Origin of the sequence: Chitinophaga sp. NPDC101104, from assembly GCF_050277495.1 — a bacterium.
In the GTDB taxonomy this organism is placed as follows: Bacteria; Bacteroidota; Bacteroidia; order Chitinophagales; family Chitinophagaceae; genus Chitinophaga.
The window spans coordinates 311,091-336,453 of sequence record NZ_JBNNSF010000001.1; the positions used below are offsets into that span (position 1 = coordinate 311,091).

Genomic DNA, 25,363 nt, shown 5'->3' on the forward strand with positions numbered 1-25,363 from the left:
GTCGAAGTATGAAAATTCCTACAAAGTTTCTTTCAGCCAGCTGAAGAACTCACGCTGCCAGGTGATGGCGTTCTGTGCGCCCAGCACCCAGTGGTTCTCTTCCGGGAAATAGACCAGCTTGCTCTTGATGCCTTTGAGCTGCGCCGCCTGGAACGCCTGCAGCCCCTGCTCGATGCCCACGCGGAAGTCGATACCGCCCTGTACGATCATGATGGGCGTATCCCACTTGTTCACGAAGTTGCTGGGGTTGAACTGCTCGTAAGATTTGGCGTTGGCATTATCGAAATACGCGCCGATGTCCCAGTTGGCGAACCACAGCTCTTCGGTGGTACCGTACCAGCTGCGGAGGTCGAACAGCCCGTCGTGCGCGATGAACGATTTGAACCTTTTCTCGTGAACGCCAGCCAGCATGAACACGGAATATCCGCCGTAGCTGGCCCCCACCGCGCCGAGGCGCGCCTTGTCCACATACGGCTCTTTGGCGAGGTCGTCGATGGCCGACAGGTAATCGCGGATGGGCTGGCCACCCCAGTCTTTACTGATATCGGCATTCCATTTCACGCCGTGGCCGGGCATCCCGCGGCGGTTCGGTGCGATGACGATGTAACCCTGCGCCGCCATCAGCTGGAAGTTCCAGCGGAAGGAATAGTACTGGCTCAGCGCGCTTTGCGGGCCGCCCTGGCAGTATAGCAGCGTGGGATATTTTTTGTTCGGGTCGAAATCGGGCGGGTAAATCACCCAGGCGAGCATATCCTTGCCGTCGGTGGTTTTGATCCAGCGTTCAGACACCTTGCTCATCTTCAGATCGCCATAAATATCATTGTTCACCTGGGTCAGCGGCGCCACAGCACCGTCTTTCAGGTTAACGGTGAAGAGCTCGGCGGCATGGTTCATATCCGTTCTCGTCACTACCAGCGTTTGCCCGTGCTGGCCTACGAACCCGTTGATATCATATTGCCCTTTGGTGAGCTGTTTCACTTCGCCGCCCGTTACCGGAACGATGAAAAGCTGCTCCGTGCCTTTGGTTGCGGCCAGGAACTGAACGGTTTTCCCGTCTGCCGCAAACCGGGCCGCGGCAACGGTGCCGTCCCACTTAGCGGTGAGGTTATTTTTCTTGCCGGAAGCGATGTCCAGCACGATCACGTCGTTTTTATCTGCCTCAAACCCGTCGCTGGCCATGCTTTGCCAGAGGAGCTGCTTGCCGTTGGGGCTGAACTGCGGTGCAACATCGTACCCGTTCATGCCTTCGGAAAGGTTTTCGGTCTTTTGGGTAGCCAGCGTATAGCGGTAGATGTCGGTGTTGGTGCTTACGGCGTAGTCTTTACCGTGCTTTTTCTTGCAAACGTAGATGATCTGCGACCCGTCCGGGCTCCAGATAAAGTCTTCCGCGCCGCCGAAAGGCATCTGCGGACAATCGAACGGTTCCCCCGCCATAATGTCTGTCGGCGTGCCTACTTCTCCGGAGGCTGCGTCGAAGGTGGCGAAGAAAACGTGGTTGAACTTGCCGTCTTCCCAGGTATCCCAGTGGCGGTAGTTCAAGTTGGTGTAGATGTGGGCGTTGGCTTTGGGAAGATCGGCGTATTTGTCTTTCGCCAGTACTTTCTCCATTTCCACTTCCCGGGAGAAGAGGATATGCTTTCCGTCGGGCGAGATGCGAACGTTCTCCAGGCCGCCGTCTACTTTCGTTTTCTGGACGGGATGGCTGCCGTCTTTGTCCATTTCCCAGAGCTGGCCTTTGTGGCTATAGAGGATTTTGCCGCCGGGGAGCGATTTCACGAACGATTCGCCGCCGGGGGCGGAAGTCAGCTGTTTGGGAGCGCCGCCGGTGAGTGCGATGGAATACAGGTTGCGTTCGCTTTTATTGTCTTCCAGGCTGAACCGGGAAACGCCGAATACGACGGTCCCGTCTTCCAGCACTGTTTCTCCGCCTACCCTTCCGAGTTTCCAGAGGAGCTCGGGGGTCATTGTTTGCTGTGCCATGCTGTGTTGAATGAATAAAATACCTGCTAACAGGAATGTTTTACGCATTGGATCAGATTTTGTTGTGGTGAGGCATAAATGTAGGAAAATTTGGCCTCATGCCAGACGCCGGGCTAATTCATTAACTTTGCACAAATTTCGCAAGCACATTGATTGAAAAAACACAGGCAGTAGCCGCGGACGAACGGGCCGTGCTGATTGGACTGATCCACAAGGAACAAACGGAGCCTCAGGTGCAGGAGTACCTGGACGAGCTGGCATTTCTGGCCGAAACGGCGGGCGCCACGGCGGTGAAGCGCTTCACCCAGCGGCTGCCGCATCCCGACAGGGCTACCTTCATCGGGAAGGGCAAGCTGGAGGAAGTACGGCAGTTCGTGGCCGGGAAAGACATCCAGCTGGTGATCTTCGACGACGAGCTGACCGGCTCGCAGATATCCAATATTCAAAAAGAACTGAAGGTGAAGGTGATCGACCGGAGCGACCTGATCCTCGACATATTTGCCCGTCGCGCCCGCACGGCCCAGGCCAAGGTGCAGGTGGAGCTGGCGCAATACCAGTACATCCTGCCCCGCCTCCGCGGTATGTGGACGCACCTGGAAAGGCAGAAAGGGGGTATCGGGATGAGGGGCCCCGGTGAAACGGAGATCGAAACGGACCGCCGTATCGTGAAAGACAAGATTGCCCTCCTCCGCAAGCGCCTCGCCGAAATCGACAAACAATCGCTGACCCAGCGGAAAGACCGGGGAGAATTCATCCGGGTGGCGCTGGTGGGGTATACGAACGTGGGGAAAAGCACACTTATGAACCTGCTCAGCAAAAGCGAGGTGTTCGCGGAGAATAAACTGTTCGCTACGCTGGATACGACTACCCGCAAAGTGGTGTTCGAGCAGACGCCCTTTTTGCTCAGTGATACGGTGGGCTTCATCCGGAAACTGCCGCACCATTTGGTGGAGAGCTTCAAATCCACGCTGGATGAGGTCCGCGAGAGCGATATCCTCCTGCATGTGGTGGATATCAGCCATGCGCAGTACGAAGACCAGATCGAAGTGGTGAACCGTACGCTGACCGAGCTTAAATCGCTCGACAAGCCGACCATTCTCATTTTCAACAAGATGGACCTGTACGAGAAGCAGACTTTCGACGAGTGGTTGACGGAAGACGTGAAAACCGACATCCTCAATCAGTTAAAGGAAAGCTGGCAGCATCGTACGAACGGGAACTGCGTGTTCGTTTCGGCGACGGAGCGGCGGAACATCGAGGAGCTGCGGACAACGATCATGGAGAAAGTGATGCAGTTGTACCGGGAGCGTTATCCTTACAAATCCGAATTTTTCTATTGATGGCGAAGCAATACAACTGGTACCGGCTGACGGGCGTAGACGATCCGGTGGCGGAGGAATCGCGTATTACGGTTCAGGAAGTGAACGGGAAGAAGATATGTGTGGCGCGGCAGGGTGGCGAGTTGTATGCTTTTGCGCATAAATGTCCGCATGCGGGAGGGCTGATGTCCGACGGTTTTCTGGACGACCGTGGGAATGTGGTGTGCCCCCTGCACCGTTATAAATTTGCGTTGCGGAACGGATATAATTCCAGTGGGGAGGGCTTCTACCTTCGCACATACCCCATCGAGTACCGCGCCGACGGTATCTACATCGGCATGGAAAAAAGCTGGCTGAGCTGGTGATTTTTCCATTCATTTCCTGCTCATTTTGTTCATTTTAACCCCAACAGGTTTATAGACCCTCTTCCATACATGGCGCTCTGCCATGTGATTTTCGTGGCCTTTTTTCAGATAGATTGTGGCCATGATCGTTAAATCGTTTTCTTCAGGGGAGGATGGGCAGACATGGCTCTAACCCTTGTTCAGCAAAGGTTACAGGCTGCCGTCGAAGGGCGTTTTTTTCGGCCGGAGCGCAATCCGCCGGGGTTTTAGGCCTGGGCGCAAAAAAGGCCGGCGTCAATTGATACCGGCCTGATTTATCCAAAGCGATGTAAACGTATTATTCGAACGTCAGTTTCAGATTGGGTAACCCCATCTCGTCGTGCGGTGTGGACGGGTTGTGCAGTTGCCAGCTTACGGGGAAGTAAGTGCCCTTCTGCATGCGGACTTCGGGCAGTTCCAGGTGATAGACGACCTGGGGAACGTTGAAGTCGATGTTAAAGGGAACGGCGTTGAGGAAATAGTTGAACAGTTTCACCGTCAGCTGGTTTTTTCCGGCTTGCAATGGCAGTAGTACGTGGTGGTCCAGTTTATCCTTGCGGAAGGGGTTGTTCTGGATGAGGAGCTGTCTGCCGTTCAGGAATACCATGATGCCATCGCCGCTCGTGAGTTTTACGAGGACGTTTTGGGCGGAGGGGGCGGTTATTTCCTGGAGGAGGTAATGCGCGGTCATGGCGCCGGCGGGCCGTTTCGCATCGATGGCGTATTCGGTGCCGTTTTTCCATTCGGGATGGGCTACCCAGCTTTTACCGTCTTGCCGGGGCCAGGGTTTGGAAAAGTCTACTTGCGCGAGGGAACCATGCGTGCCGCCGGGGCCGGAATAGAGCGGGCCCAGGATGTGGATGGGGCCGGTTTGCAGGCGGGCGATATCGTTTTGCAGTTGTTCCGCTTTTCCGCCATCCAGGAGAACGGGCGTGGTTTGAGTGCCCAGTCCGAGGTCGATGGTGCGGCCTTTTTCCTCTTCAGTGTAGGTTAAGGTGGGGCGGAAAGCGCCGCTGCGCTGGGGTTCCAGGGCCCAGGCGTTACGGATCGTGCTGGTGAAGCTGGTGTTATAGTCGATCGTGGCGTTGCTGAAATAGGGGAAGGCGTTGGAATTGTCGAGCGCCAGGCCGGCGTTCACCGGGCGGATATTGGCAGGGGGGACAGTGTAGCCGTTGGGGAAAGTGAGTTCCACCACCTGGAATAGCCCGCTCATGTCGAGGGTTTGCGGCAGCTGGATGTGAAGACCGTCTTTTCCTTCGGACGTTTTCACTTTGGCGGGGCCGCCGATGATACGCGCTGCGCTTACTTTGCCTTTCAGGCCGGGCAGTACGATGGTGTTGTTGGCGGGGCGGTCCATGAGGTGGAGGTAAAGTTTGTTTTTACGGCTGGTGATGCTGCCCCAATCGAAAGGAACATGGAAAGGATCGGGCTGGGTGCCGTAGATCGCTTCGCTGTTCGTGTTGAGCCATTGCCCGATGGCGAGCAGGGCGTCGCGTTCGAAATCCACCACGGTGCCATCGCCTTTGGGGCCGATGTTGAGCAGGAAGTTGCCTCCGCGGGATGCCACGCGTACCAGGCTCGTGAGTTTTTCCCGGATCTTGGCGTTGATGTCGCCACGCTCCTGCCAGGAACGGTATCCCCAGGTTTCGTGGAAGAACGAGGCGGGGCTTTGCCAGGGCACGCCGATGATGTAATCGGGCTCCTGGTTGTCGCCCATGACGGTGAAATCGCCCTGGTTGTTCCCGATGCGGCTGCCGATCATGCAATTGGGTTGGAGCTTGTGCACCAATGCGCGCATTTCTTCGCTTTGGGGGCGGGTCATTTGTCCCATGTCGAACCAGAGCTCGGAAACGGGGCCGTATTTGGTGAGCAGTTCCGTGATCTGCTGCATGTTGTAAGTATGGTGTGCGGGAGGGATGGAGTCGGAGTTGCTGCCGGAAATGGGCATCGCGGGCGGGAAGTGCCAGTCGATCAGCGAGAAGTACAGGCCGAAAGCGATTCCCTGGCGGCGACAGGCTTCGGAGAGCTCTTTGAGGATGTCGTGCCTGTAGGGCGTGGCATCCATGATGTCGAACGTTGTATAGGCGCAATCCCAGAGTGCGAATCCGTCGTGATGCTTGGATGTGATCACGACAGATTTCATGCCCGCGCGTTTTGCGAGGGTGGCGATGCTATCGGGGTTCCATTGTGCGGGATTGAATTCCTGCGCCACCCTTTCGTAGGTGTCGTTATACAATCCGGCGGCATGTGCGCGGATTTGTTCGCTGAGGCCGCGGCTGATCTGTTGGTTTTCCCAAACGCCACCCAATTTGCTGTAAACGCCGAAGTGGATGAACATGGAATATTTACGATCGCGCCATTGCTGCAGTGCGGTTGGTTCTATTTGAGCTGTAGCGGAGTGGAGCCAGCCGAGGCAGCCGGTTATGATACAAAAAAGTCGTTTCATGATAGCAAAGTAGGAAAACGTTCTTAAAAAAGTATACCTTTCGTCACATGGCCGGTTTGCGCGAAAAAAGGATCAGTTTTAGTGAAAAAGTCATCTGGATTACGGGGGCATCGTCCGGGATCGGCGAGGCTTTGGCGGTCCGGTTGTCGGCATTGGGTGCCCGGTTGATCCTGACGTCGCGGAATGCGGAGGCGCTGACTGGTGTGAAGGCGCGTTGTGCGGGCGCGGCGGTTGTTTTGCCGGCGGATCTTTCAACGGGAAAATTCACGGTTCCCGGGACGGGGCGTACCGGTTTTGCCGGAGTCGGGCAATCCAGCCCGTCAGTTGATCAAAACCCGGCTTCTGAACGGCAGGATGTGAAGAATGAACTAACCGGCGATGAGCCATCCGGCCCATCAGGCGATCAAACCGATGCTTACCAATCGCCGGCAACAAAAAACAGCTTCTCCGGCTTGGCCCAACAAGCCATCAGCATTTATGGCAGGGTCGATATATTGATCAACAATGCAGGCATCGGCCAGCGCGCTTCCGCGGAAGAAACCTCCGAAGCCGTGCTCCGCCGGATCCTCGAGCTGGACTTCTTTGCACCCGTCCTGCTTACTCAGGCACTCCTGCCACATTTCAGCACAAACGGCGGGCAAGTGGTGGTAACAGGAAGCATGGCCGGACTGATGGGCGTTCCTCGCCGCACATCGTACGCCGCCGCCAAACACGCGGTGATGGGCTATTTCGAGTCATTGCAAGTGGAGCACACCATCCCGGGGTTTCATGTTACCATCATCAGCCCCGGCAGAGTGAGGACTTCCCTTTCGCTGAACGCCCTTCGAGGTAGCGGTGATCCCCACGGGAAAATGGACGCAGCGCAGGAGAAGGGCATTCCGGTCGAAGAATGCGCAGACAAGATGATCGCCGCTATTTCCCGAAAGCGAAAACACGTTATCATCGCCCGCGAAGAAAAGATTTTGTGGTATCTCCGGAAATGGGCGCCGCCGCTATATTATATGGTAGCCAGGAAGTTCGGGCGTTAACGGGCGTGCTATTTCAATTGAGGGGCCCACATCATCAAAATGCCAGTGGAACGCACAATCTGGTAGTTGTGGCCGGTCGGAACGATCACATCCATTAACCTGTACAAACCCATTTTACATAAATTTTATCATGCCACAAGAAAACGATCATGTAAAAATCCTGTTCCGCGCGAACTGCGACAACCCTGAAGATGTTGTCGTCGAGACCTTGTGGGCAATTATTATCGACAAGGAGAAAGGACATTATCAAATCGACAATATTCCTTTTTACATTCCCTTGATTGCTTACGGGGATATCGTTTTTGCCGGGTATGACGAAGCGGAGTAACGGCTGGTCTACCGCCAAACCGTAAAAGAATCCGGCAATTCTACCATCCAGATCGAACTCATGCACGACAGTGACCGGGAATTGGAAATCCGGGAAATATTCCGGGAAATGGGCTGCGAAAGCGAAGGGACTTCCTGCGGCTATTTTGTTTTGGATGTTCCATTTGACACGGATTACACGGCCATCAAACAAAAACTGGAAGCGCTGCGGAACGATAAAATAATCGAATATGCGGCGTCTTGCCTGTCGGAGCTGCATAAATACCAGGATGCAAGCCCTGGTACCCCCAGGGTATGAACAGCTCTTCCCATCCCCATTCCCTCCCATAAGTACCCTTTTGCCGCTGTTGATGCGCGATTATACTGGTTTAAGTAACCCTATCCAAACCGTATCCATGCTAATTTGCCGGGTAAGACATACGATATATTATGAAAACGGCAGGCATCGCAATTACCATATCTTTACTGCTGCCCTTTTCCGCCATCCACGCGCAGTTTGCCGACTCGCTCGAAGTGCGGACGGGCACACGCGCCACCATCGCCACGAAGGACTACCAGCCCCTCTGGCTCTCGGCCAACAAATTCGGGACCATCTCCGACCGCAAATCCGATCTTTCCACCTACATCCGCGCCACCAATGCGCATACTTTCGGTCCGGAACAAAACTGGCGCCTCCAATACGGGTTCAGCCTGTATAACAATAACAACTTCCGGCGGAACTTCTTCGAAGAAGCTTTCGTCAAATTCGCGTTCAAAAAATTGGAATTGCGGGTGGGCCGGTACGAAGAAATCATCGGTGAGGTAGATCCCGAGCTATCGTCCGGTTCCCTGGGCGTGAGCGGCAACGCGCTTCCCATTCCTAAAATCAGCATCGGATTGAAGGAGTACGCCCCCGTCCCCTTCACCAACGGCTGGCTGCAGGTAAAAGGGCAATTCAGTCACGGGTGGATGGGCCGCAACCAGTTCATCCCTTACGCCTTTCTCCACGAAAAGAATTTCTACCTGCGTATCGGTAAAAAGAAACTCAAAGCCTACGGCGGCATCCAGCATTACGCCGTCTGGGGAGGCAACCGCAAAGACCTTCCAAAGATCAAAAGCAGTTTCAAAGACTACATGGATGTGGTATTGGTGAAAGAAGGGGATGACGGAACGGTGCTGACCGACCAGGTTCGCCCCAACCGCCCGGGAGACCATCGCGGCGTGCTGGAAGGCGGACTGGAATGGGAGAACGACAACTTCGCGCTGCGCGCCTACAACCAAACACCGTTCGAAACGGGCCAGGGCGTCGATTTTAAAAATACAGACCACCTCATGGGCCTCAGTTTCCGCGATAAACGGGAAGATGCCGTGCTGCTCCAGGCTACGGTGGAATGGATTTCCACCAAAAAAATGAACAACTGGCACCCGAAGCAATATCGCGAAAGTTACTATAACAACGGCGTCTACCTCACCGGCTGGGAATATGAAAACCATATTATCGGGACGCCGCTGTTCGTGAACCGTAGCCGCGGACAGTATTATTTCGACAACATCCAGCCGTTCGACTACAGTGAAAAATGGAACGTGATCCGGAACAAAGGCTGGAATATCATCAATAACCGTGTGAACGGGATCCACCTGGGGGCGCTGTACCGCGTCGGCAGTGTGTTGCAGGGCAAAACCATGTTGACGTATACGAAGAATTTCGGGACCTACGATCCCGGGCCCATCAAAGCGCCGCTCAGCCAATGGTACGCCCTGCAGCAGGTGCGCTACAGCGCACCGGTGCCCGGCCTCACGCTCACAGGGGCGGTGGGGCTCGATGGCGGAGACATGAGCAAAACCGCAGGTTTCATGCTGGGCGTGGAATGGCTGTTCGCTCCCAGCCGCCGCTAGAGCTGCTTTTCAAAGATCCCCTGGATAACGGCGTGTAAATTTTTAAACAGGAAAGGCTTGGTGACGTAACCCGCAGCGCCCCGCTCCAGGGCCTGTTGGATATCGTCGATCTCCGAACGCGCGGTGAGCATCACCACGGGAATGTCCTGCAATGCAGGGTCGTCACGGAAACTGTCGAGCAAATCGAGCCCGTTGATCACGGGCATGTAAATGTCACTGATCACCAGGTCGGGCCGCAGTTTGCGTGCGGCACGGATACCTTCTTCTCCGTTGGTTGCGGTGGCAACCGTGTACTGGTGCAATTCGAGCAGCGACTTCAGCGCGTCGGACAAGCTGGGCTTATCCTCAATGAGCAGGATGGTGTTGTTCATTACTGTTCAGCTTTGTACCTGGCACAAAATCGATTTAGATGGCATCGGCGAAATTCTGGAACACCAAAGTAAAGGTGGTCCCTTCATTTACCCCGCTACTAACTGAAATCGTGCCGTGATTGGATTCCACAAAAGTTTTGACAATTGAAAGACCGAGCCCTGTACCCTCGATCCCGTCTACATTGCTGCCGCGGAAAAACGAGGTGAACAGGTACGGCAGGTCGCTTTCCGGGATCCCGATACCGTGATCGCGGAAAGTGATGACCAGCTTTTTCTTCTTGTACTGCAGTTTTACAGATGGATTCTTTTGGGTGGAATATTTAAAGGCATTGCTGATGAGATTGGTGAAGACTTTGGCCAACTGGTCTTTATCAGCCAGGATGGGCCGTGGCTCGCCGTCTATGGAGATTAGCAGCGAGCGGTCGTCTTTTCGTTGGGAGAAGTATTGATAACGTAGTGTTTCTATGATCTGTTCCGGCGAAACCGGCTTGAAATCCGCCTCCCAGTTGTTGCCTGCGATCTTGCTGAGGGTCAGCACTTCGTCGAGCATGGCATTGAGCTGGAAAATTTCATCCGCCATTTTCCGGAGTTGCAGGCGATGGAAGGAAGACAGTTGCCCGTCGAGCTCCAGGCGCGTCTCGAGGAGGTCCATCGCCGAAGAGATGGCCGTGAGGGGCGTTCTGAATTCGTGCGAGGTCATTGACATGAACTGAACTTTCATCTGCTGCAAGGATTTTTCCTGTTCGAGATGCTGCAATTTTTTTTGCAGTTCTTCCTCCTGTTCCACTTTCCGGCCGATGGCCAGCCAGTATTTTTTTCCTTCGATCTTTAACGGGCTGACGCGAAAGTCGATCAGCGATATTTCTCCGTTTTGTGAAACCGGCAACATAAACGCCGGCGGCAAAGGTTTCGGAAAAGCATCCTGCCGCTCGCCGCCATAGGCGAGCTGGAGGGGAAGGCCCCTGAGCTGGGAGGCTTTGCCATTGGCTAATACTTCGATGGCCTTTCCGTTGGCATTGAGTACGACCTGTTTGTCTGTGCTGATGATCAATACAGGGTCTTCAATGCCGCGCAGCATATGGCTTACCCTGATGGATTGGTTAGGCTTCATGTCTTGAATTCTGTCGATATGGTTCTTCGTCTTCGGTTCTTCAGTTTTCTTTTCCCGGAAATTTCCGGTCGGGTTTCACTTGGAAAAGATAGGCATTTTAGACCGCATAATCCGCGCAAAGTTTACACATTTCATGCTATGCATTGTTGCAAAGCTCATATGCGTTTTAGTCGCATATGATTATTGTACATTTGTTACTTGAAATAATAGTGTGGCAATTCCCATTCCGTTTTGAATAGCTATCAATAAATTAATACATCTGCTGATAATTTTTTAAAAATTGGACTTATCTTTGATAGTATACTATCCTATTTAATTGTTCGAGGTGCGAACAGCATCTTTATTGCGAAAACCATATCAACGTTAACCGTAATATGATAACTATTGGTATCATTGAAGACAACCATTTTCAACTGAATAACTATAAAGAGTTCTTAGAAGATTTTCAGGAGTGCAAGGTTGTTTTCGCCTGCCGTTCGATGGAAGAGTTCAGGGCACTGCCTTACAAGGACCCTGATGTGAAAGCGATTTTGCTCGATATTTCCCTTCCGGGAGATTCGGGGATCGAGGGAATGGAGGAATTGAAACAGCATTACCCGGACGCGAAGATCATCGTGCTGTCGGGCCACGACGGCCAGCAGTACGTGATAGAGTCTATCATGCACGGTGCCAGCGGGTATATCATCAAGACCAGCCGGCTCATGGAAATCTATCATTCCATCCTCGACGCCGTTACGCAGGGCGGCACCCTTTCACCCAAAGCCGCCCATCTGCTCATCGCCCACATCTCCAAAGATCCGCTCGAAAGTATCCGCGACCGGCTCACCAAAAGGGAGTACGAATTACTGGGCCTGCTTAAAGACGGGCACTCCTATAAGGAGATGGCGGAGCGGTTGTACGTGACCGTTCACACGGTAAACCAGCATCTTAAAAAGATATATTCCAAGCTGAACGTAGCTTCGAAATCGGAGCTGATTTCCAAAATCTGGTCAAATAATCTTTTCTGAAATATCTGTGCGGAGAGGCCGCTTACTTTTATGAGTAGTGCGCTTTCTGCTGATCCCCGGTTTTATACTCTATATAGTAATGTTTATGGCGCGCGGTATGCTCTAATATTGTAACTGTGCTTTAGCAGTGAACCCAGACCATATCAAATGTGCTATATGACCCGAAAGTTGAAGAACCGGAATGCTTTATTGAACACCTTGCTGGCAGCGGCTTGCGCGCTGTTTGCATCCTGCGCCAGCACGAAGAACGCAACGTATTTCAATAATGTGAGCAGCGATACGGCGGTGCAGCGCATCGCCGGAAGTTTTGAACCGGCGATACAGCAGAACGACATTCTGCAGATCACCGTCAGCAGCCTGAACCCGCAGGAAGCCATGCTTTACAATGTGCCCAACGCCTCCAACAGTGGCGCTACGGCCGCATCCGGCGCAGCGCCGGGAGCAGGGTTCCTTGTAGACGGCGCCGGGAATATCCAATACCCGGTGTTCGGCACCATTCACGCCGCAGGCATCACCACCACCGCATTGGCAGACACTATCCGCAACCGCTTCATACAACGGCAGTTGCTGGTAGACCCCGTCGTGAGCGTGCGTTTCCTCAATTTCCGCGTAACCCTGCTCGGCGAAGTCGCCAAGCCCGCCGTGATCACCGTCACCAGCGAGAAGATCTCCATCATGGAGGCCCTCGGCATGGCGGGAGACATCACCGTCTACGGCAAACGCGAAAACGTCATGCTCATCCGCGACAAGGAAGGCAGCCGCACCGTAAAACGGCTCAACCTCAACGACGCCAACATTCTTTCATCACCCTACTACTATTTACAACCCAACGATATCGTTTACGTGGAACCGACGAAGTCGAAGATAGCCCAGGCCGACCGCTCCCGGCAAATACTGCCCGTAGTGCTCTCCAGCCTCAGCCTCCTCGTCATCATCCTCGACCGCCTCGTGATCAAGTAAACCATCCGTTCCTGAAAACCCATGCGGAAAACCCGCATCCGAGACAGAAAGACCATAGTTGATAACCATATTGAATTGAAAAACCATGAAGCAGCAGACCAATGCCCATAAACGCGTGGAGCCGCAGCAAGAGTCTTCGGCAGACCTGCTGGCCATGCTCAGGTTCCGCTACCTGAGCTACTGGCCGCTGTTCGTGCTGGCCGCACTCATCGCGGCAGGAGGGGCATGGGCCTACCTGCGATACGCCACCCCGGTCTATAAAGTTTCCGCATCCCTCCTCGTGAAGGACGAAGCCAAAGACCTCAACGAATCGAACATCATGAGCTCGCTCGACCTGTTCGGTTCCAAAAAGAATATCGAGAACGAAATCCAGATACTCACTTCCCGCACCCTTATCCGTGACGTGATCCGGAAGCTCGACCTGTATGGGGAACTGTACGCGAAAGGCCGGCTGAAGAACGTTGCGGTTTATGGGGAATCGTCGCCCGTGAACTTCCATTTCGTGGAGCCCTGGGCCATTCAGGACGGTCCGCCGGAATACGTGAGCGTGGGGTACGACGATAAGAAGAAAATGGTATTGCTGAACAGCAAGCCCTATCCCATCAACGATACCGCCGGAACGCCCTGGGGCAGGATGGTGATCCGCATGCGCGACGTGGCAACGCCCATCGCCGAAGGCCAGTATTTCCTCAAACTTACCGGCGAGCGCAGCCTCACCCAGCAGATCCTCGGTAAAATGAAGATCACGCCGGTATCTAAAATGGCGACGGTCATCAACCTGGAATACCTCGACGTGCTGCCGTCCCGCGGCGAAGCCATCGTCAACGACCTCATCCGGGTATATAATGAAGCCGCGGTGAAGGATAAGAACCGCATGGCCGCCAGCACCATGTCTTTCGTGGAAGAGCGCCTCCGCATCGTGACGCGTGAGCTGAGTGAAGTGGAAAAGGAAGTGGCGCGCTTCAAAACGAACGAAGGCATCGTCGATATCAGCGAACAAAGCAAAATGTTCCTCGGTAGCGTGCAGGAAAACGATTCCAAGCTCAACGAAGCGAATATGCAGCTCTCCGTCCTCGAATCCATCGAAAAATATGTGTCGGGCAAAACGGAAGGCGTGAACATGGTGCCGGCCACCCTCGGCCTCAGCGACCCCGTGCTGCTGGAGCTCGTCAATAAATTATATGAAACGGAACTGGAAAAGGAAAAGCTGAAGAAGACCACCGGTGCGAACAGTCCCTCGCTGACGGCCCTCAACCGCCAGGCAGACATGCTCAAACCCGGTATCCTCGAAAACATCCACAGCCAGCGCGCCAACCTGGAAGCAGGCAAAGCGAAGCTCCTTTCCGCCAACGACCGTTTTTCCAGCATGCTGCGCAGCGTTCCCGGTAAGGAAAGGGCTTTACTGGAAGTAAGCCGCCAGCAAGCCATCAAGAACAATATTTACACGTTCCTTTTACAGAAGCGTGAAGAAACGGCACTGGCCTATGCCGCCGCTATTTCCGACAGCCGGATCGTGGACGGGGCCGAAACTGCCGGCATACCGGTAAGTCCCCGCAAAATGATGGTCTACGCCATCGCAGTGCTGGGGGGCATTGCGGTGGTGGCCATCTGGATCACCCTGAAAGACATGCTGAAACGCGAGATCACTTCCCGCCTGGAAATAGAAAAAGAAACTTCGGCGCCCATCGTGGCGGAGCTCCTGCACGACGACAGCAAGGAACCGCTCGTGATCACCGACGGCCGCAGAAGCCTCGTGGCAGAGCAATTCCGCAACCTGCGGACGTCGCTCTCCTACATCGGCCTCAACGGCAATAATAAAACGTTGCTCGTAACGTCTTCCATATCCGGGGAAGGTAAATCCTTTGTGTCGCTGAACCTGGCTTCCAGCCTGTCGCTCCTCCGCAAAAAGGTAGTGCTGATGGAATTCGACCTCCGCAAGCCCATGTTGAGCAATATGCTGGGCATCAGCCGCGAACCGGGCATCACCAATTACCTCGTGGGCAAAGCGCAGCTAGACGACCTGGTGCGCAAAGTCCCGGATAACGAAAACCTGTTCCTCATCCCCGCCGGCGTGATCCCGCCGAACCCGACGGAGCTGATCCTGAACGGCCGGTTGGAGGAGCTGATCACCGAGCTGCGCGAACGGTTCGATTACATCATCATCGACTCCGCGCCCGTGGGCCTTGTGACCGACGCACGGCTGCTCGCCCCGCTGGCCGACGCCTGCCTGTACGTGATGCGCCACCAGGTAACGCCCCGGCAGTACCTGAAACAGATCGACGAGCTGTACCGCACCGGTGAAATGGGGCGCCTCAGCCTGGTGTACAACGGTGTGAAACCGCGCGGTGTGGCCAACCACACGTACGGTTACGGCTATGGATACGTGGAAGACCAGAAGCGCGGTGCCAGCAAGAAACTGAAGAATATGTTCAAATAGGAAACCATAGCGGCCCGGCCGCATACACGATAGCCTTTATTGGAAACCCGGCTCATCATGTGAATGAGGAGCGAAGCTTTTGCTTCTTCCCGCCTTTATAAATTCCACACTATGAAAACCGATTGCGATTCGTTCACCGAAAAATGCTAGACTATGAAACAGGAATTGCATGCCTGGTATGCCGTGTATACCAAGGCAAAAATGGAAAAAAAGGTAGCTGATCTGTTGACCCGTAAGCGCCTTGAAATTTACTGCCCCATGAACGTTGTCGAGAAGCAATGGAACGACCGGCGAAAGCTGTCGGAAGAACCGTTGTTCCCCTCGTACGTGTTCGTACGCATCCCCGAAAACATGCAGGACATCGTCCGCGAAACCGAAGGGATCGTCAATTTCGTGTACTGGCTGGGAAAACCGGCAGTGATCCACGATGCCGACATCGAGATGATCCGCCGGTTCATGCGCGAGCACCGGTCGGCCGCGCTGGAAAAAATCCCCATGCGCAATGCGGAGGCGGACACGTCCAAACCCACTACGCTGCTGTACTTCCGCGGCAGAACGCCCGAATCGGGCAGGAACAAGGTAAGAGCGGTGCTCTCCAGCCTGGGTTACGCCCTGGTGGCGGCCGTGCCTGCTCATGATCTTAACGTACGCAAAGCCGATTACATCTATGCATAAATCAGACAATACGGGCATGCAGCATGTGATACTGTGTGGCGGTTCCGGAACGCGGCTCTGGCCGCTTTCGAACCGGCAGACCCCCAAGCAGCTGCTCCCCCTTTTCGACGACAGGAGCCTCCTGCAGCTGACCTACCTCCGCAACCGGCCCGCCTGCAAAAGCGTGCTGGCCATCGCAGGGGCGGCGCAGGCAGACCTTATCGCCAATCAGCTGCTCGACGAAGGTGCATCGCTCCGGTGCATCGCCGAGCCGGTGGGCCGCAATACCGCGGCAGCCATCGCCATCGCGGCGTTCGTGTCCGCGCCCGGGGATATTTTGCTCATCACGCCGTCTGACCACCTCATCGGCACGCCCGACCGGTACGAAGCGGCGCTGAACGAAGCGAAACGCCTGGCGGAGGAAGATCATATCGTCACATTCGGATTGAAACCCGCTTACCCGGAAACCGGTTTCGGGTATATACACCACAAAGGAAATGACGTACTGCGTTTCGTGGAAAAGCCCGATGCCGCCACCGCCGTTTCCATGCTCGAAAGCGGGGATTTCCTCTGGAACAGCGGGATTTTCTGCGCCAGGGCTTCCGTCATGCTCGACGAACTGCAAAAACACTCGCCCGCCATTTACCACGCGGCATCGCGCGCGGCGGCGGAACTGGTGCGCAACGGCAGCATTTCCCGCGAGGCCATGATCGACATTCCGTCTGACAGTATCGACTACGCCGTCATGGAAAAAAGCGACCGCGTGAAAGTGGTGCCCAGCGATATGGAATGGAGCGACGTAGGCAGCTACGAAGCCCTTACGCAGGCGCTCACCGAGCAATTCCGTTACTCCAACGACCAGGCCGTTTTCATCGAAAGCGATCCGCAAAACAGCACCGTGATCGGGAAAAACAAGCTGGTGGCTTTGGTGGGCGTAGACAACATGGTGGTAGTGGATACCCCCGGGGCCCTGCTCATCATGCAAAAAGGAAAAGGACAAGTCATTAAACAATTGCACAACTGGGTGGCCGAAAACCGCCCGGAACTGCTGTAACCCGAAACCCTCCATGGAACTCAATTCTAAAATTTACATAGCCGGCCACCGTGGAATGGTGGGCGGCGCCATCAAAAGGAAGCTCGAGAAAGACGGTTTCCGCAACATCGTCACCCGCACTTCGGGCGAGCTGGATTTGCGCCGGCAAGACCAGGTCCAGGAATTTTTCGAGACGGAGAAACCCGATTACGTGTTCCTCGCCGCGGCCAAGGTAGGCGGTATCCACGCCAACAATACCTACCGCGCGGAATTTTTGTACGACAACCTGATGATCGCCGCCAATGTGATCCATTCGGCGTATGAAAACAGCGTATCGAAACTGATGTTCCTCGGCAGCTCATGCATCTATCCGCGCCTGGCGCCCCAGCCCATAGCGGAAGACAGTCTGCTGGCCGGTCCGCTGGAAGCCACCAACGAGCCTTACGCCATTGCCAAGATCACGGGGATCAAGCTCTGCGAGGCTTACCGCGATCAGTACGGTTGCAATTTCATCAGCGTGATGCCTACCAACCTTTACGGCATCGGCGATAATTACCATCCCGAGAATTCGCATGTGCTGCCGGCGCTCATCCGCAAGTTCCACGAAGCGAAACAGGCGGGCCGGCCCACGGTAACGGTTTGGGGAACGGGAACGCCGAAGCGGGAATTCCTCTATGCCGACGATCTCGCCGAAGCCTGCGTGTTCCTCATGGAAAAGTACGACGGCCGCGAACTGGTGAACATCGGCGCCGGCGAAGACCTCACCATCCGCGAACTGGCGGAAACCGTCCGCGATGTGGTCTGCTTCGAAGGCGATATCGTGTTCGATACCACCAAGCCCGACGGTACGCCCCGCAAGTTGATGGACGTGTCCAAGCTGCACGGGCTGGGATGGCGGCACAGTACGGACCTCCGGAGCGGCATCGCGCAGGCGTACGGGGATTTTCTCCGGAAACAGTATCAGCATATGAATGCCATGCATCAATAAAAATAGCAAGACATGAAAGTAGTTGTAGTAGGAACGGGATATGTAGGATTGGTGACGGGCGCTTGCCTGGCCGAAGTGGGCACCGAGGTGGTGTGTGTGGACGTAGACGCGGCGAAGATCGGCCGGCTCGAACAGGGGATCCTGCCCATTTACGAACCCGGACTGGAAGAAATCGTTGTCCGCAACCATAAGAACGGCCGGCTGAAATTCAGCACCAGCCTCGAATTCAGCATTCCCGGCGCAGCCGTGGCGTTTATCGCCGTGGGAACGCCTCCGGGAGAAGACGGCTCCGCAGACCTGCGCTACGTGCTGCAGGTAGCGAAAGAGATCGGCACCCACATGACCGCGCCCCTCGTGATCGTTACGAAGAGCACCGTGCCGGTGGGCACCGCCGTGAAAGTGAACCGCGCCGTGAAGGAAGCCCTGCAGGCCCGGGGAGCGCAGCTGGATTACGACGTGGCGTCCAACCCCGAATTTCTCAAGGAAGGCGCCGCCGTGGCCGATTTCATGAAGCCCGACCGCATCGTGGTAGGCGTCAACAACGAGCGCGCCGCCAAAGTGCTCGAATCGCTGTACGCGCCATTCCTGCTGAACGGCCACCCGATCCTGTTCATGGACGTGGCTTCCGCCGAAATGACCAAATACGCCGCCAACGCCATGCTGGCCACCAAGATTTCGTTCATGAACGACATCGCCGGGCTGTGCGAACTGGTAGGCGCAGACGTGAATAAAGTCCGGAAAGGTATCGGCAGCGACCCGCGCATCGGTCACCGGTTTATTTATCCGGGCATCGGGTACGGGGGATCGTGCTTTCCGAAAGACGTGAAAGCCCTCATCCGGACGGGCCTCGAATACGACCGCCGGCTCCGCATCCTCGAAGCCGTGGAAGCGGTGAACGACGACCAGAAAAAAGTCATGTTCGATAAAATTTACCGTCACTTCGACGGCCAACTGAAAAACAAGACCATCGCCCTCTGGGGCCTTTCCTTCAAACCAAACACGGACGACATGCGCGAGGCCCCGTCGCTGGTGCTTGTGGATTCCCTCCTGGAAGCCGGCGCCAGCGTGCGGGTCTTCGACCCCGTGGCCATGGTGGAAGCCCGAAAAACCCTCGGCGACCACGTGATCTGGTGCTCCGACCTCTACCATGCCGCTGAAGGCGCCGATGCCGTGGCGCTGGTAACGGAATGGAACGAATTCCGCCTGCCCGACTGGCAACGGATTTCGGCGCGGGTGCTCTTCGACGGAAGAAATATTTACGACGACGTGCAGCTGCATAAAAACGGCATCACCTATTACGGCATCGGAACCATTCAACCCACCCTTCAAAAAATGATAACCATATGAAAGTCGCATTGATTACCGGCGTTAACGGCCAGGACGGCGCATACCTCGCCGAGCTTTTACTGGAAAAAGGATATATGGTGCATGGCATCAAGCGCCGCGCATCGCTGATCAACACAGAAAGGATCGATCACCTGTACCAGGACCCTCATGAAAAAAACGTCCGCTTCAAACTGCATTACGGCGATATGACGGATTCAACCAACCTGATCCGCATCATCCAGGAAACGCAGCCTGACGAAATTTATAACCTCGCGGCCATGAGCCACGTGCGCGTGAGCTTCGATACACCGGAATATACCGCCAATGCCGACGGCATCGGGACGCTCCGCATCCTGGAAGCTTTGCGCATCCTCAAACTGGAGCAGAAAACCCGCGTGTACCAGGCCTCCACTTCCGAACTGTACGGCCTCGTGCAGGAAGTGCCGCAACGCGAGACCACGCCTTTTTACCCACGTTCTCCATATGCCGTTGCAAAAATGTACGCCTACTGGATCACGGTCAATTACCGCGAAGCCTACGGGATGTTCGCCTGCAACGGCATTCTTTTCAACCACGAATCCCCCCTGCGCGGTGAAACCTTCGTTACCCGCAAGATCACCCGCGCCGCGGCAGCGATCGTGCTGGGGCTGCAAGACAAGCTCTTCCTCGGTAACCTCGACGCCAAGCGCGACTGGGGCCATGCCAAAGATTATGTGGAGGCGATGTGGCGCATCCTCCAGCAGGATACCCCGGAAGATTTCGTGATCGCCACCGGCATTACGACGACCGTCCGCGATTTCGTGCGCATGGCGTTCGACGAAGTGGGTATCGAACTGGCCTTCATCGGCACCGGCGTCAACGAAACGGCGGTGGTGACGGCTTGCCGCAACAAGGAATTCATTCTCCCCATCGGGAAGGAAGTAGTGGCGGTAGACCCGAAATATTTCCGTCCGACGGAAGTGGAGCTCCTCATCGGCGACCCCACGAAAGCCAAGACTAAACTGGGCTGGGAGCCGCAATACGACCTGCCGGCCCTCGTGAAGGAAATGATGGCGGCCGACGTGGAGCTGTTCCGGAAGAAAGACGTAGCACATTTAGAACACCTGATCGGATAAAATAAAACAGGCATGCAGGCAGCGAACAGGGTAGTGATGAACACGGGTTTGCTGTACGGGAAAATGCTGGTGACCATCTTCATCTCCCTGTACTCCACCCGGCTTGTGCTGAGCGCACTCGGCGCCCTCGATTACGGGATTTTCAATCTCATCGCGGGGGTGATCGCCATGTTGTCTTTTCTCAATATGGCCATGACGCTTTCCACCCAGCGGTATATGTCCTACAATTTGGGAGGCGGGGATATGGAAAAACTGAAGAAGGTGTTTAACGCCAGCATTCTCCTGCACCTGCTGCTGGGGCTCGGATTGGTGCTGTTGTTCGAAGCGGCGGGGTATTTCCTGTTCGGGCATGTGCTCAACATCCCGCCAGACCGTGTGCCGGCCGCCAGGACCATCTATCATTTCATGGTGGCCAGCGCCTTCGTCACCATTATTTCCGTGCCGTACGATGCTACCATCAACGCGCGGGAAAACATGTTGCTGGTGGCGCTTACGGGCATCGCGGAGGCATTGCTGAAACTGGCGGTGGCGCTCGCATTGCAGCGTGCGTCTGCCGACCGGCTCATCCTTTTTTCCGGTCTTTCGGCGGCTTCGGCCATCGCGCTGCTGCTGTTCAAACGGGTGTACTGTTCGGTAAAGTACCCGGAAAGCCGGATTAAGATCGGGCGGTATAAAGACAAAGCCCTGCTGAAGGAAATGTTTTCCTACGGCGGGTGGAACATGTTCGGTGCGGTGAGCGTGGTAACGCGGAACCAGGGCATCGCCATGATCCTGAACGTCTTTTTCGGGACGATCGTGAACGCGGCCTACGGGATCGCCAACCAGGTGAACGCCCAGCTGAGCTTCTTTTCCGTGACGCTCATGCAGGCCCTCAACCCGCAGATCATGAAAAGCGAAGGACAGGGCAACCGTGAAAGGATGTTGAAACTGGCCATGATCGCGAGCAAGTTTTCCTTCGCGCTGCTGGCGTTCTTCGCCATCCCGCTGCTGCTGGAAACGCCGTTCGTACTGGGACTGTGGCTGAAGGAAGTGCCGGCCTACACCGTCGTTTTTTGCCGGCTGATCCTGTTGTGCACGATGGTCAATCAATTATCTGTCGGCATACAGGTAGGCGTGCAGAGCGTGGGCAAGATCCGGAAATACCAGGTGGCCGTAAGCTTGCTGCTGATGCTCAACCTCCCGGTAGCATACGTGCTGCTGCGGATGGGATTGCCGGCATGGTCGGTACTGGCCTCCGCGTTGGGGATCGAGATCATGACCTGCGCATACCGGGTGAAGGCGGCGGAAAAGCTCATCGGCCTGCCCGTGAAAACGTTCCTGCGCGGCGTGGTGCTGCGGGCCGTGGGCAGCGTGCTGCTGGCGTTCTGCATCGCTTTATTGCCGTACCGGATGATGGACGAAGGATGGGCGAGGCTGATCGCCACGGGTGCGGCAAGTACGGCCGGATTGGCTTGTACCCTGCACTGGCTGGGCCTGTCGGCCTACGAAACCGGCAAGATCCGGGATGTGATGACGAAGGCGCTGACGCGGATCCATCCGCGGCTCGCCGTGATTAAAAAAGCTGCGTGATGAACATTATTTTCTTTACCAACATTTCAACTTTTCCGTACAACGGAGGCGAGAAGCTGCGGAGTTATTATCTCCTGAAGGCCCTCTCCGACCTCGGGCACACGGTCCATGCCGTGATCCGTAACGAGGAAGGGGCCGATCTGTCGAAATACGCGCTTCCCAACGTCGCTTACCATATCCATCCGAAGAAGCCGCTCGCCGTAACGGAAAGGCTCACCGGCAGCCACTACTTCACGAAGTCGGCCGCCGTAATGGCTTTGTTCGATAAAATCTGCCGGGAACATGACATTGACACGGCCGTGCTGGACTACGGTTACGTGGGCCATTACATCGGGTTTTTCCGCCGGCGCGGCATTCGGGTGGTGCTCGGCACGCATAACGCACAGCCGGAAATCTCCCGCCAGCTGCCCGCCCGCAGCCTCTTCCAGAAATTCAGGAAAATGCAGCTGGTGACGCTGGAACAGTGGCACGAACGCTCCTATTTCGCCAAAGCCGACGCGGTATTGGTGGTGAGCCATCACGACCTCGACTATCACCGCCGCTTCATCGATCCAAAGAAGCTGTTCCTCGTCCCCAATTTCCTCGACGAGGCCGAATATGCCCTGAAAGCCCCCCGGCAACAGCGCCTCCTCGTCATGACGGCCAATTTTACCGTATACCAGAATTTCGAAGGGCTCCGCTGGTTCGTGCAGGAAGTCTGGAACCCCGCCCTGGCGGAGAAGTTCCGGCTGCAACTCGTGGGCCGCGGTTCGCAGGAGGCTTTGCAGAAGATCACCGGCAGCACGGACTGGGAAAATATCGTGGCCCTCGGCCGGGTCGACGATGTGAAGCAATACATCGCCAGCGCAGAAGGGGTCGTGATCCCGCTCCTGCACGGCAGCGGCACACGGCTGAAATGCCTCGAGGCTATGGCGCTCCACACGCCCATCATTGCCACATCGCGCGGGGTGGAAGGCGTGCTCAGCCATCATTTCATCGTGGCCGATTCCGCCGCCGATTTCCGGACGGCCTTGTTGCGGTTCGAAGGGTCGCCGCAACGCGGAGACGCCCTGCGGGCGGATTTTATGAAGGAATACAGCGCCGCCGTTAACCGGCAGCGCCTGGCCGAAGCCATTCATTTCGCACAACATGTACAATAAAATCAAAATAGCGCTCTACGCCCTGCTCAGCACGGTCAACGTCAACCTCGTGGGTTCCATGCGGTTGAGCGAGATCCTGCTCCTCGGCCTGGCGCCCACCGCCATCAAAAAGGACGATTTCTCGAAATACCCGTATCTCCGGAAGATCATCCTTTCGCTGGCGCTACTGCTTTTCTTCCAGGTCCTCACCGATATGGTGGTAGGCACCACTTCGCAGAATTATTTCCGCGGATGGGCTTCCATCATCATGTCTATGCTGTCTTTCCTCGTGCTGTTCAAACTGTTCAACAGTTACGAAGGCATCATGATCTACCTGTTCATGATCATGGTGAAGAATATTTTCTATACAGACGATATCGTGACGTCGGACATGAGTTATTTCAAATTCAAAATGGTGCCCATCCTGTCGTCTGCCGTGTACCTGCTCAGCGCGTATTTCTACCGCCGGGGGAACATAAAAGCGGTGATGGGCGTGCTGTTCGGGTATTCGATCACCTGCGTGTCGTTCGATTCGCGCTCTACAGCAGTGGTCTTTTTCCTGTCGGCTATCATCATTTACTTCTTCAATTCGGGGCTGAAGCTCACGAAAGCCAAGATCACGGCTTTTGCGATCATCGGGCTGATCATATTCCAGTTCACTTACATGTTCTACGTAGACGCGGTCAAAGCCGGCGAGTTCGGCGGCGACCATGCCCGCGCGCAGATCGAGCGGCTGGAGAATCCGTACAACCCGTTCGAGCTGCTGATGACCGGCCGTGGCGAAACCTTCGCCGCCGCTACCGCCATCGCCGATGCGCCGGTGTTCGGACATGGTTCCTGGGCGAAAGACCATACCCTCAAATATTACCAGATCCTCCTCATGTTCCATGACGAGGATTTCAATGTCGAAAAGGCCTATTCGAAAGAACAGCTTATTCCCAGCCACTCGATACTCATGGGCGCGTGGATCAACTGCGGGATCGGCGGTTTTTTATCGGTATTGCTCGTCTTTTTCTTTTTGATGAAGATGGGTTTCTACCTGATCAGGAACGGGCAATCGCTGGCGCTGTACCCGGTGATCGTACTGATGACGATCGGCCTGATCTGGACGTTCGCATTTTCACCGTTCCAGCACCTGCGATTCAGCGTACCGGCCACCGGGGCCATTATCATGAGCGCGTATTACGATTTCGTGTACGCGGAAGAACCGGATTTTTCTGAACTCCTTTATACCAGTTAGTTGATGGAATATATTTATTACAAAGACGCAAAGGGCAATTTCGGCGACGATCTCAACGCCTGGCTATGGCCGCAGTTCTTCGGCCAGAACGACCCCTCGTCTGCCAACGCCTTCGTGGGCATCGGGTCTATCCTGGCCCACGATTCCCCGCTTTTCCGCCACCTTTCCGGCCGCCGCAAGATCGTGTTCGGGACGGGCGTGCGGCCGGGGTACCGGTCTTTCGCTTTCGGAGCGGATTGGGACGTGCGGTTTTTGCGGGGGCCGCTGTCTGCCCATTACTTCGGCAACGAGCACCCGTTCGTCGCCGATGCGGCGTATGCACTGGGGCTTTCGGCCGATTTCGCGCGTATCGCGTCTACCCCTAAAAAATACAAAGTCAGCGTGATCCCTTACTTCCGGTCGCTGCCGTTCTTCGATTGGGAGAAGATATGCGCGGAGCTGGGGTACCATTTCATTTCCCCTTCCGCGGAAAACGGCATCGTCCACACCCTGGAAGAGATCGCCGCGTCGGAAGTGGTGATCGCCGAAGCGATGCACGGCGCCATCATCGCCGATATCCTCCGCGTGCCCTGGAGCCGGTTCGTGCTCAGCACGCCGTTTACCGAAGGCAGCGGGGTGTCGGAATTCAAATGGATGGACTGGCTGTTTTCCATCGGGCAAACCGGAACGGATACGGCCCACATCAAGCTGTACCGGAAATCTTTCCTCCATGGCTGGCTGAAGAAGGCCTCGGGGAACGTCCTCAACACGGAATTCCTCGTGAAAAGCGCCGTGCGCCAGGACCTGGTGCGGCAACTGGCGGGCATACGGAATTTCAGCCTGTCGGCCGACAGTGCCATCAACGATATCAATAACCGGTTTTTTGAAGAAATCGCCGCCCTCAAAGCGGAACTAAATACCGTTCACCATGGCGACAGAACCATTATTTGAAGAAAAGACCGACGCGGCCACCGGCAAGGTGAAGATGTACCGCGATAACCCGCTGTATTTCCTCCGCCGGTCCAACATTTCGCTGAAGAAAAGCATCCTGCTGTACCTCTATTACAGCGTGGCCGTGTGGCTGCCCGATCCGCCGC

The 25,363-nt window shown here is 55.5% G+C and carries 20 protein-coding genes and 1 pseudogene; 17 read left to right on the forward strand and 4 right to left on the reverse strand.

All coding sequences use genetic code 11. The features are described 5' to 3' along the window. Positions 1 to 18: 18 nt before the first annotated feature. Positions 19 to 1,980 carry a S9 family peptidase gene (locus ACQKLP_RS01390; protein WP_427319351.1) on the reverse strand — a complete coding sequence of 654 codons (1,962 nt, stop codon included), beginning with the start codon at positions 1,978 to 1,980 and terminating at the stop codon, positions 19 to 21. A 149-nt stretch (positions 1,981 to 2,129) separates the two neighbouring features. Here ACQKLP_RS01390 and hflX point away from each other — a divergent pair, with 149 nt between their 5' ends. Together hflX and ACQKLP_RS01400 are read left to right on the forward strand one after the other, a co-directional pair. Continuing rightward, a complete protein-coding gene (gene hflX / locus ACQKLP_RS01395) occupies positions 2,130 to 3,320 on the forward strand; it encodes a GTPase HflX (RefSeq protein WP_427319353.1) in 1,191 nt (396 codons plus the stop codon). Then, the gene (locus tag ACQKLP_RS01400) at positions 3,320 to 3,664 is read left to right on the forward strand and encodes a Rieske (2Fe-2S) protein (protein WP_427319355.1); all 345 of its coding nucleotides are present in this window, start codon (positions 3,320 to 3,322) and stop codon (positions 3,662 to 3,664) included. Before hflX ends, ACQKLP_RS01400 begins: the two co-directional genes overlap by 1 nt. 316 nt (positions 3,665 to 3,980) lie before the next feature. Here ACQKLP_RS01400 and ACQKLP_RS01405 read toward each other — a convergent pair whose 3' ends face one another. Next, positions 3,981 to 6,128, reverse strand: coding sequence for an alpha-L-fucosidase (locus ACQKLP_RS01405; protein WP_427319357.1), 2,148 nt, complete (start codon positions 6,126 to 6,128; stop codon positions 3,981 to 3,983). A 47-nt stretch (positions 6,129 to 6,175) separates the two neighbouring features. Here ACQKLP_RS01405 and ACQKLP_RS01410 point away from each other — a divergent pair, with 47 nt between their 5' ends. The 3 genes and pseudogenes from ACQKLP_RS01410 (at position 6,176) to ACQKLP_RS01420 (ending at position 9,358) form a co-directional block, all read left to right on the forward strand. Continuing rightward, positions 6,176 to 7,156 carry an SDR family NAD(P)-dependent oxidoreductase gene (locus ACQKLP_RS01410; protein WP_427319359.1) on the forward strand — a complete coding sequence of 327 codons (981 nt, stop codon included), beginning with the start codon at positions 6,176 to 6,178 and terminating at the stop codon, positions 7,154 to 7,156. 130 nt (positions 7,157 to 7,286) lie between these two features. Further along, positions 7,287 to 7,781: pseudogene (locus ACQKLP_RS01415) on the forward strand (DUF4265 domain-containing protein). A gap of 131 nt (positions 7,782 to 7,912) precedes the next feature. Further along, positions 7,913 to 9,358 (forward strand): capsule assembly Wzi family protein, encoded by a 1,446-nt coding sequence (locus tag ACQKLP_RS01420; protein ID WP_427319360.1) that lies wholly within the window; start codon positions 7,913 to 7,915, stop codon positions 9,356 to 9,358. On the opposite strand, the gene ACQKLP_RS01425 is transcribed toward ACQKLP_RS01420, so the two are convergent. Further along, positions 9,355 to 9,729, reverse strand: a complete 375-nt coding sequence (locus tag ACQKLP_RS01425) for a response regulator (protein WP_427319362.1) — start codon at positions 9,727 to 9,729, stop codon at positions 9,355 to 9,357. The genes ACQKLP_RS01420 and ACQKLP_RS01425 overlap by 4 nt on opposite strands. A 34-nt stretch (positions 9,730 to 9,763) precedes the next feature. Then, complete coding sequence (locus ACQKLP_RS01430) at positions 9,764 to 10,840, reverse strand: sensor histidine kinase (RefSeq protein ID WP_427319364.1); 1,077 nt, start codon at positions 10,838 to 10,840, stop codon at positions 9,764 to 9,766. Positions 10,841 to 11,214: 374 nt separating this feature from the next. Here ACQKLP_RS01430 and ACQKLP_RS01435 point away from each other — a divergent pair, with 374 nt between their 5' ends. From ACQKLP_RS01435 to ACQKLP_RS01490, 12 genes are all read left to right on the forward strand, one after another. Next, a complete protein-coding gene (locus ACQKLP_RS01435) occupies positions 11,215 to 11,847 on the forward strand; it encodes a response regulator transcription factor (RefSeq protein WP_126245941.1) in 633 nt (210 codons plus the stop codon). 156 nt (positions 11,848 to 12,003) lie between these two features. Then, positions 12,004 to 12,807, forward strand: a complete 804-nt coding sequence (locus ACQKLP_RS01440) for a polysaccharide biosynthesis/export family protein (protein ID WP_427319367.1) — start codon at positions 12,004 to 12,006, stop codon at positions 12,805 to 12,807. An 85-nt stretch (positions 12,808 to 12,892) separates the two neighbouring features. Further along, positions 12,893 to 15,244, forward strand: a complete 2,352-nt coding sequence (locus tag ACQKLP_RS01445) for a GumC family protein (protein WP_427319369.1) — start codon at positions 12,893 to 12,895, stop codon at positions 15,242 to 15,244. Between the two features lie 153 nt (positions 15,245 to 15,397). Then, positions 15,398 to 15,919: a transcription termination/antitermination protein NusG gene (gene nusG, locus ACQKLP_RS01450; protein ID WP_427319371.1), complete on the forward strand. Its 522-nt coding sequence runs from the start codon at positions 15,398 to 15,400 to the stop codon at positions 15,917 to 15,919. Next, positions 15,912 to 16,952, forward strand: coding sequence for a mannose-1-phosphate guanylyltransferase (locus ACQKLP_RS01455; RefSeq protein ID WP_427319373.1), 1,041 nt, complete (start codon positions 15,912 to 15,914; stop codon positions 16,950 to 16,952). Before nusG ends, ACQKLP_RS01455 begins: the two co-directional genes overlap by 8 nt. 13 nt (positions 16,953 to 16,965) lie before the next feature. Continuing rightward, complete coding sequence (fcl, locus tag ACQKLP_RS01460) at positions 16,966 to 17,919, forward strand: GDP-L-fucose synthase (RefSeq protein ID WP_427319375.1); 954 nt, start codon at positions 16,966 to 16,968, stop codon at positions 17,917 to 17,919. A gap of 12 nt (positions 17,920 to 17,931) precedes the next feature. Then, the gene (locus tag ACQKLP_RS01465) at positions 17,932 to 19,266 is read left to right on the forward strand and encodes a UDP-glucose dehydrogenase family protein (protein ID WP_427319377.1); all 1,335 of its coding nucleotides are present in this window, start codon (positions 17,932 to 17,934) and stop codon (positions 19,264 to 19,266) included. Beyond that, entirely contained in the window at positions 19,263 to 20,360 is a 1,098-nt protein-coding gene (gene gmd, locus ACQKLP_RS01470; protein ID WP_341842283.1) for a GDP-mannose 4,6-dehydratase, read from the forward strand. Before ACQKLP_RS01465 ends, gmd begins: the two co-directional genes overlap by 4 nt. Positions 20,361 to 20,372: 12 nt before the next feature. Beyond that, a complete protein-coding gene (locus tag ACQKLP_RS01475; protein ID WP_427319379.1) occupies positions 20,373 to 21,929 on the forward strand; it encodes a lipopolysaccharide biosynthesis protein in 1,557 nt (518 codons plus the stop codon). Next, the gene (locus ACQKLP_RS01480; protein WP_427319381.1) at positions 21,929 to 23,068 is read left to right on the forward strand and encodes a glycosyltransferase family 4 protein; all 1,140 of its coding nucleotides are present in this window, start codon (positions 21,929 to 21,931) and stop codon (positions 23,066 to 23,068) included. The genes ACQKLP_RS01475 and ACQKLP_RS01480 overlap by 1 nt, the downstream gene beginning before the upstream one ends. Continuing rightward, a complete protein-coding gene (locus tag ACQKLP_RS01485; RefSeq protein ID WP_427319383.1) occupies positions 23,058 to 24,287 on the forward strand; it encodes a hypothetical protein in 1,230 nt (409 codons plus the stop codon). The genes ACQKLP_RS01480 and ACQKLP_RS01485 overlap by 11 nt, the downstream gene beginning before the upstream one ends. Positions 24,288 to 24,290: 3 nt before the next feature. Beyond that, on the forward strand, positions 24,291 to 25,217 hold the full coding sequence (locus ACQKLP_RS01490; protein WP_427319385.1) for a hypothetical protein: 927 nt from the start codon (positions 24,291 to 24,293) through the stop codon (positions 25,215 to 25,217). The last annotated feature ends 146 nt before the right edge of the window (positions 25,218 to 25,363 follow it).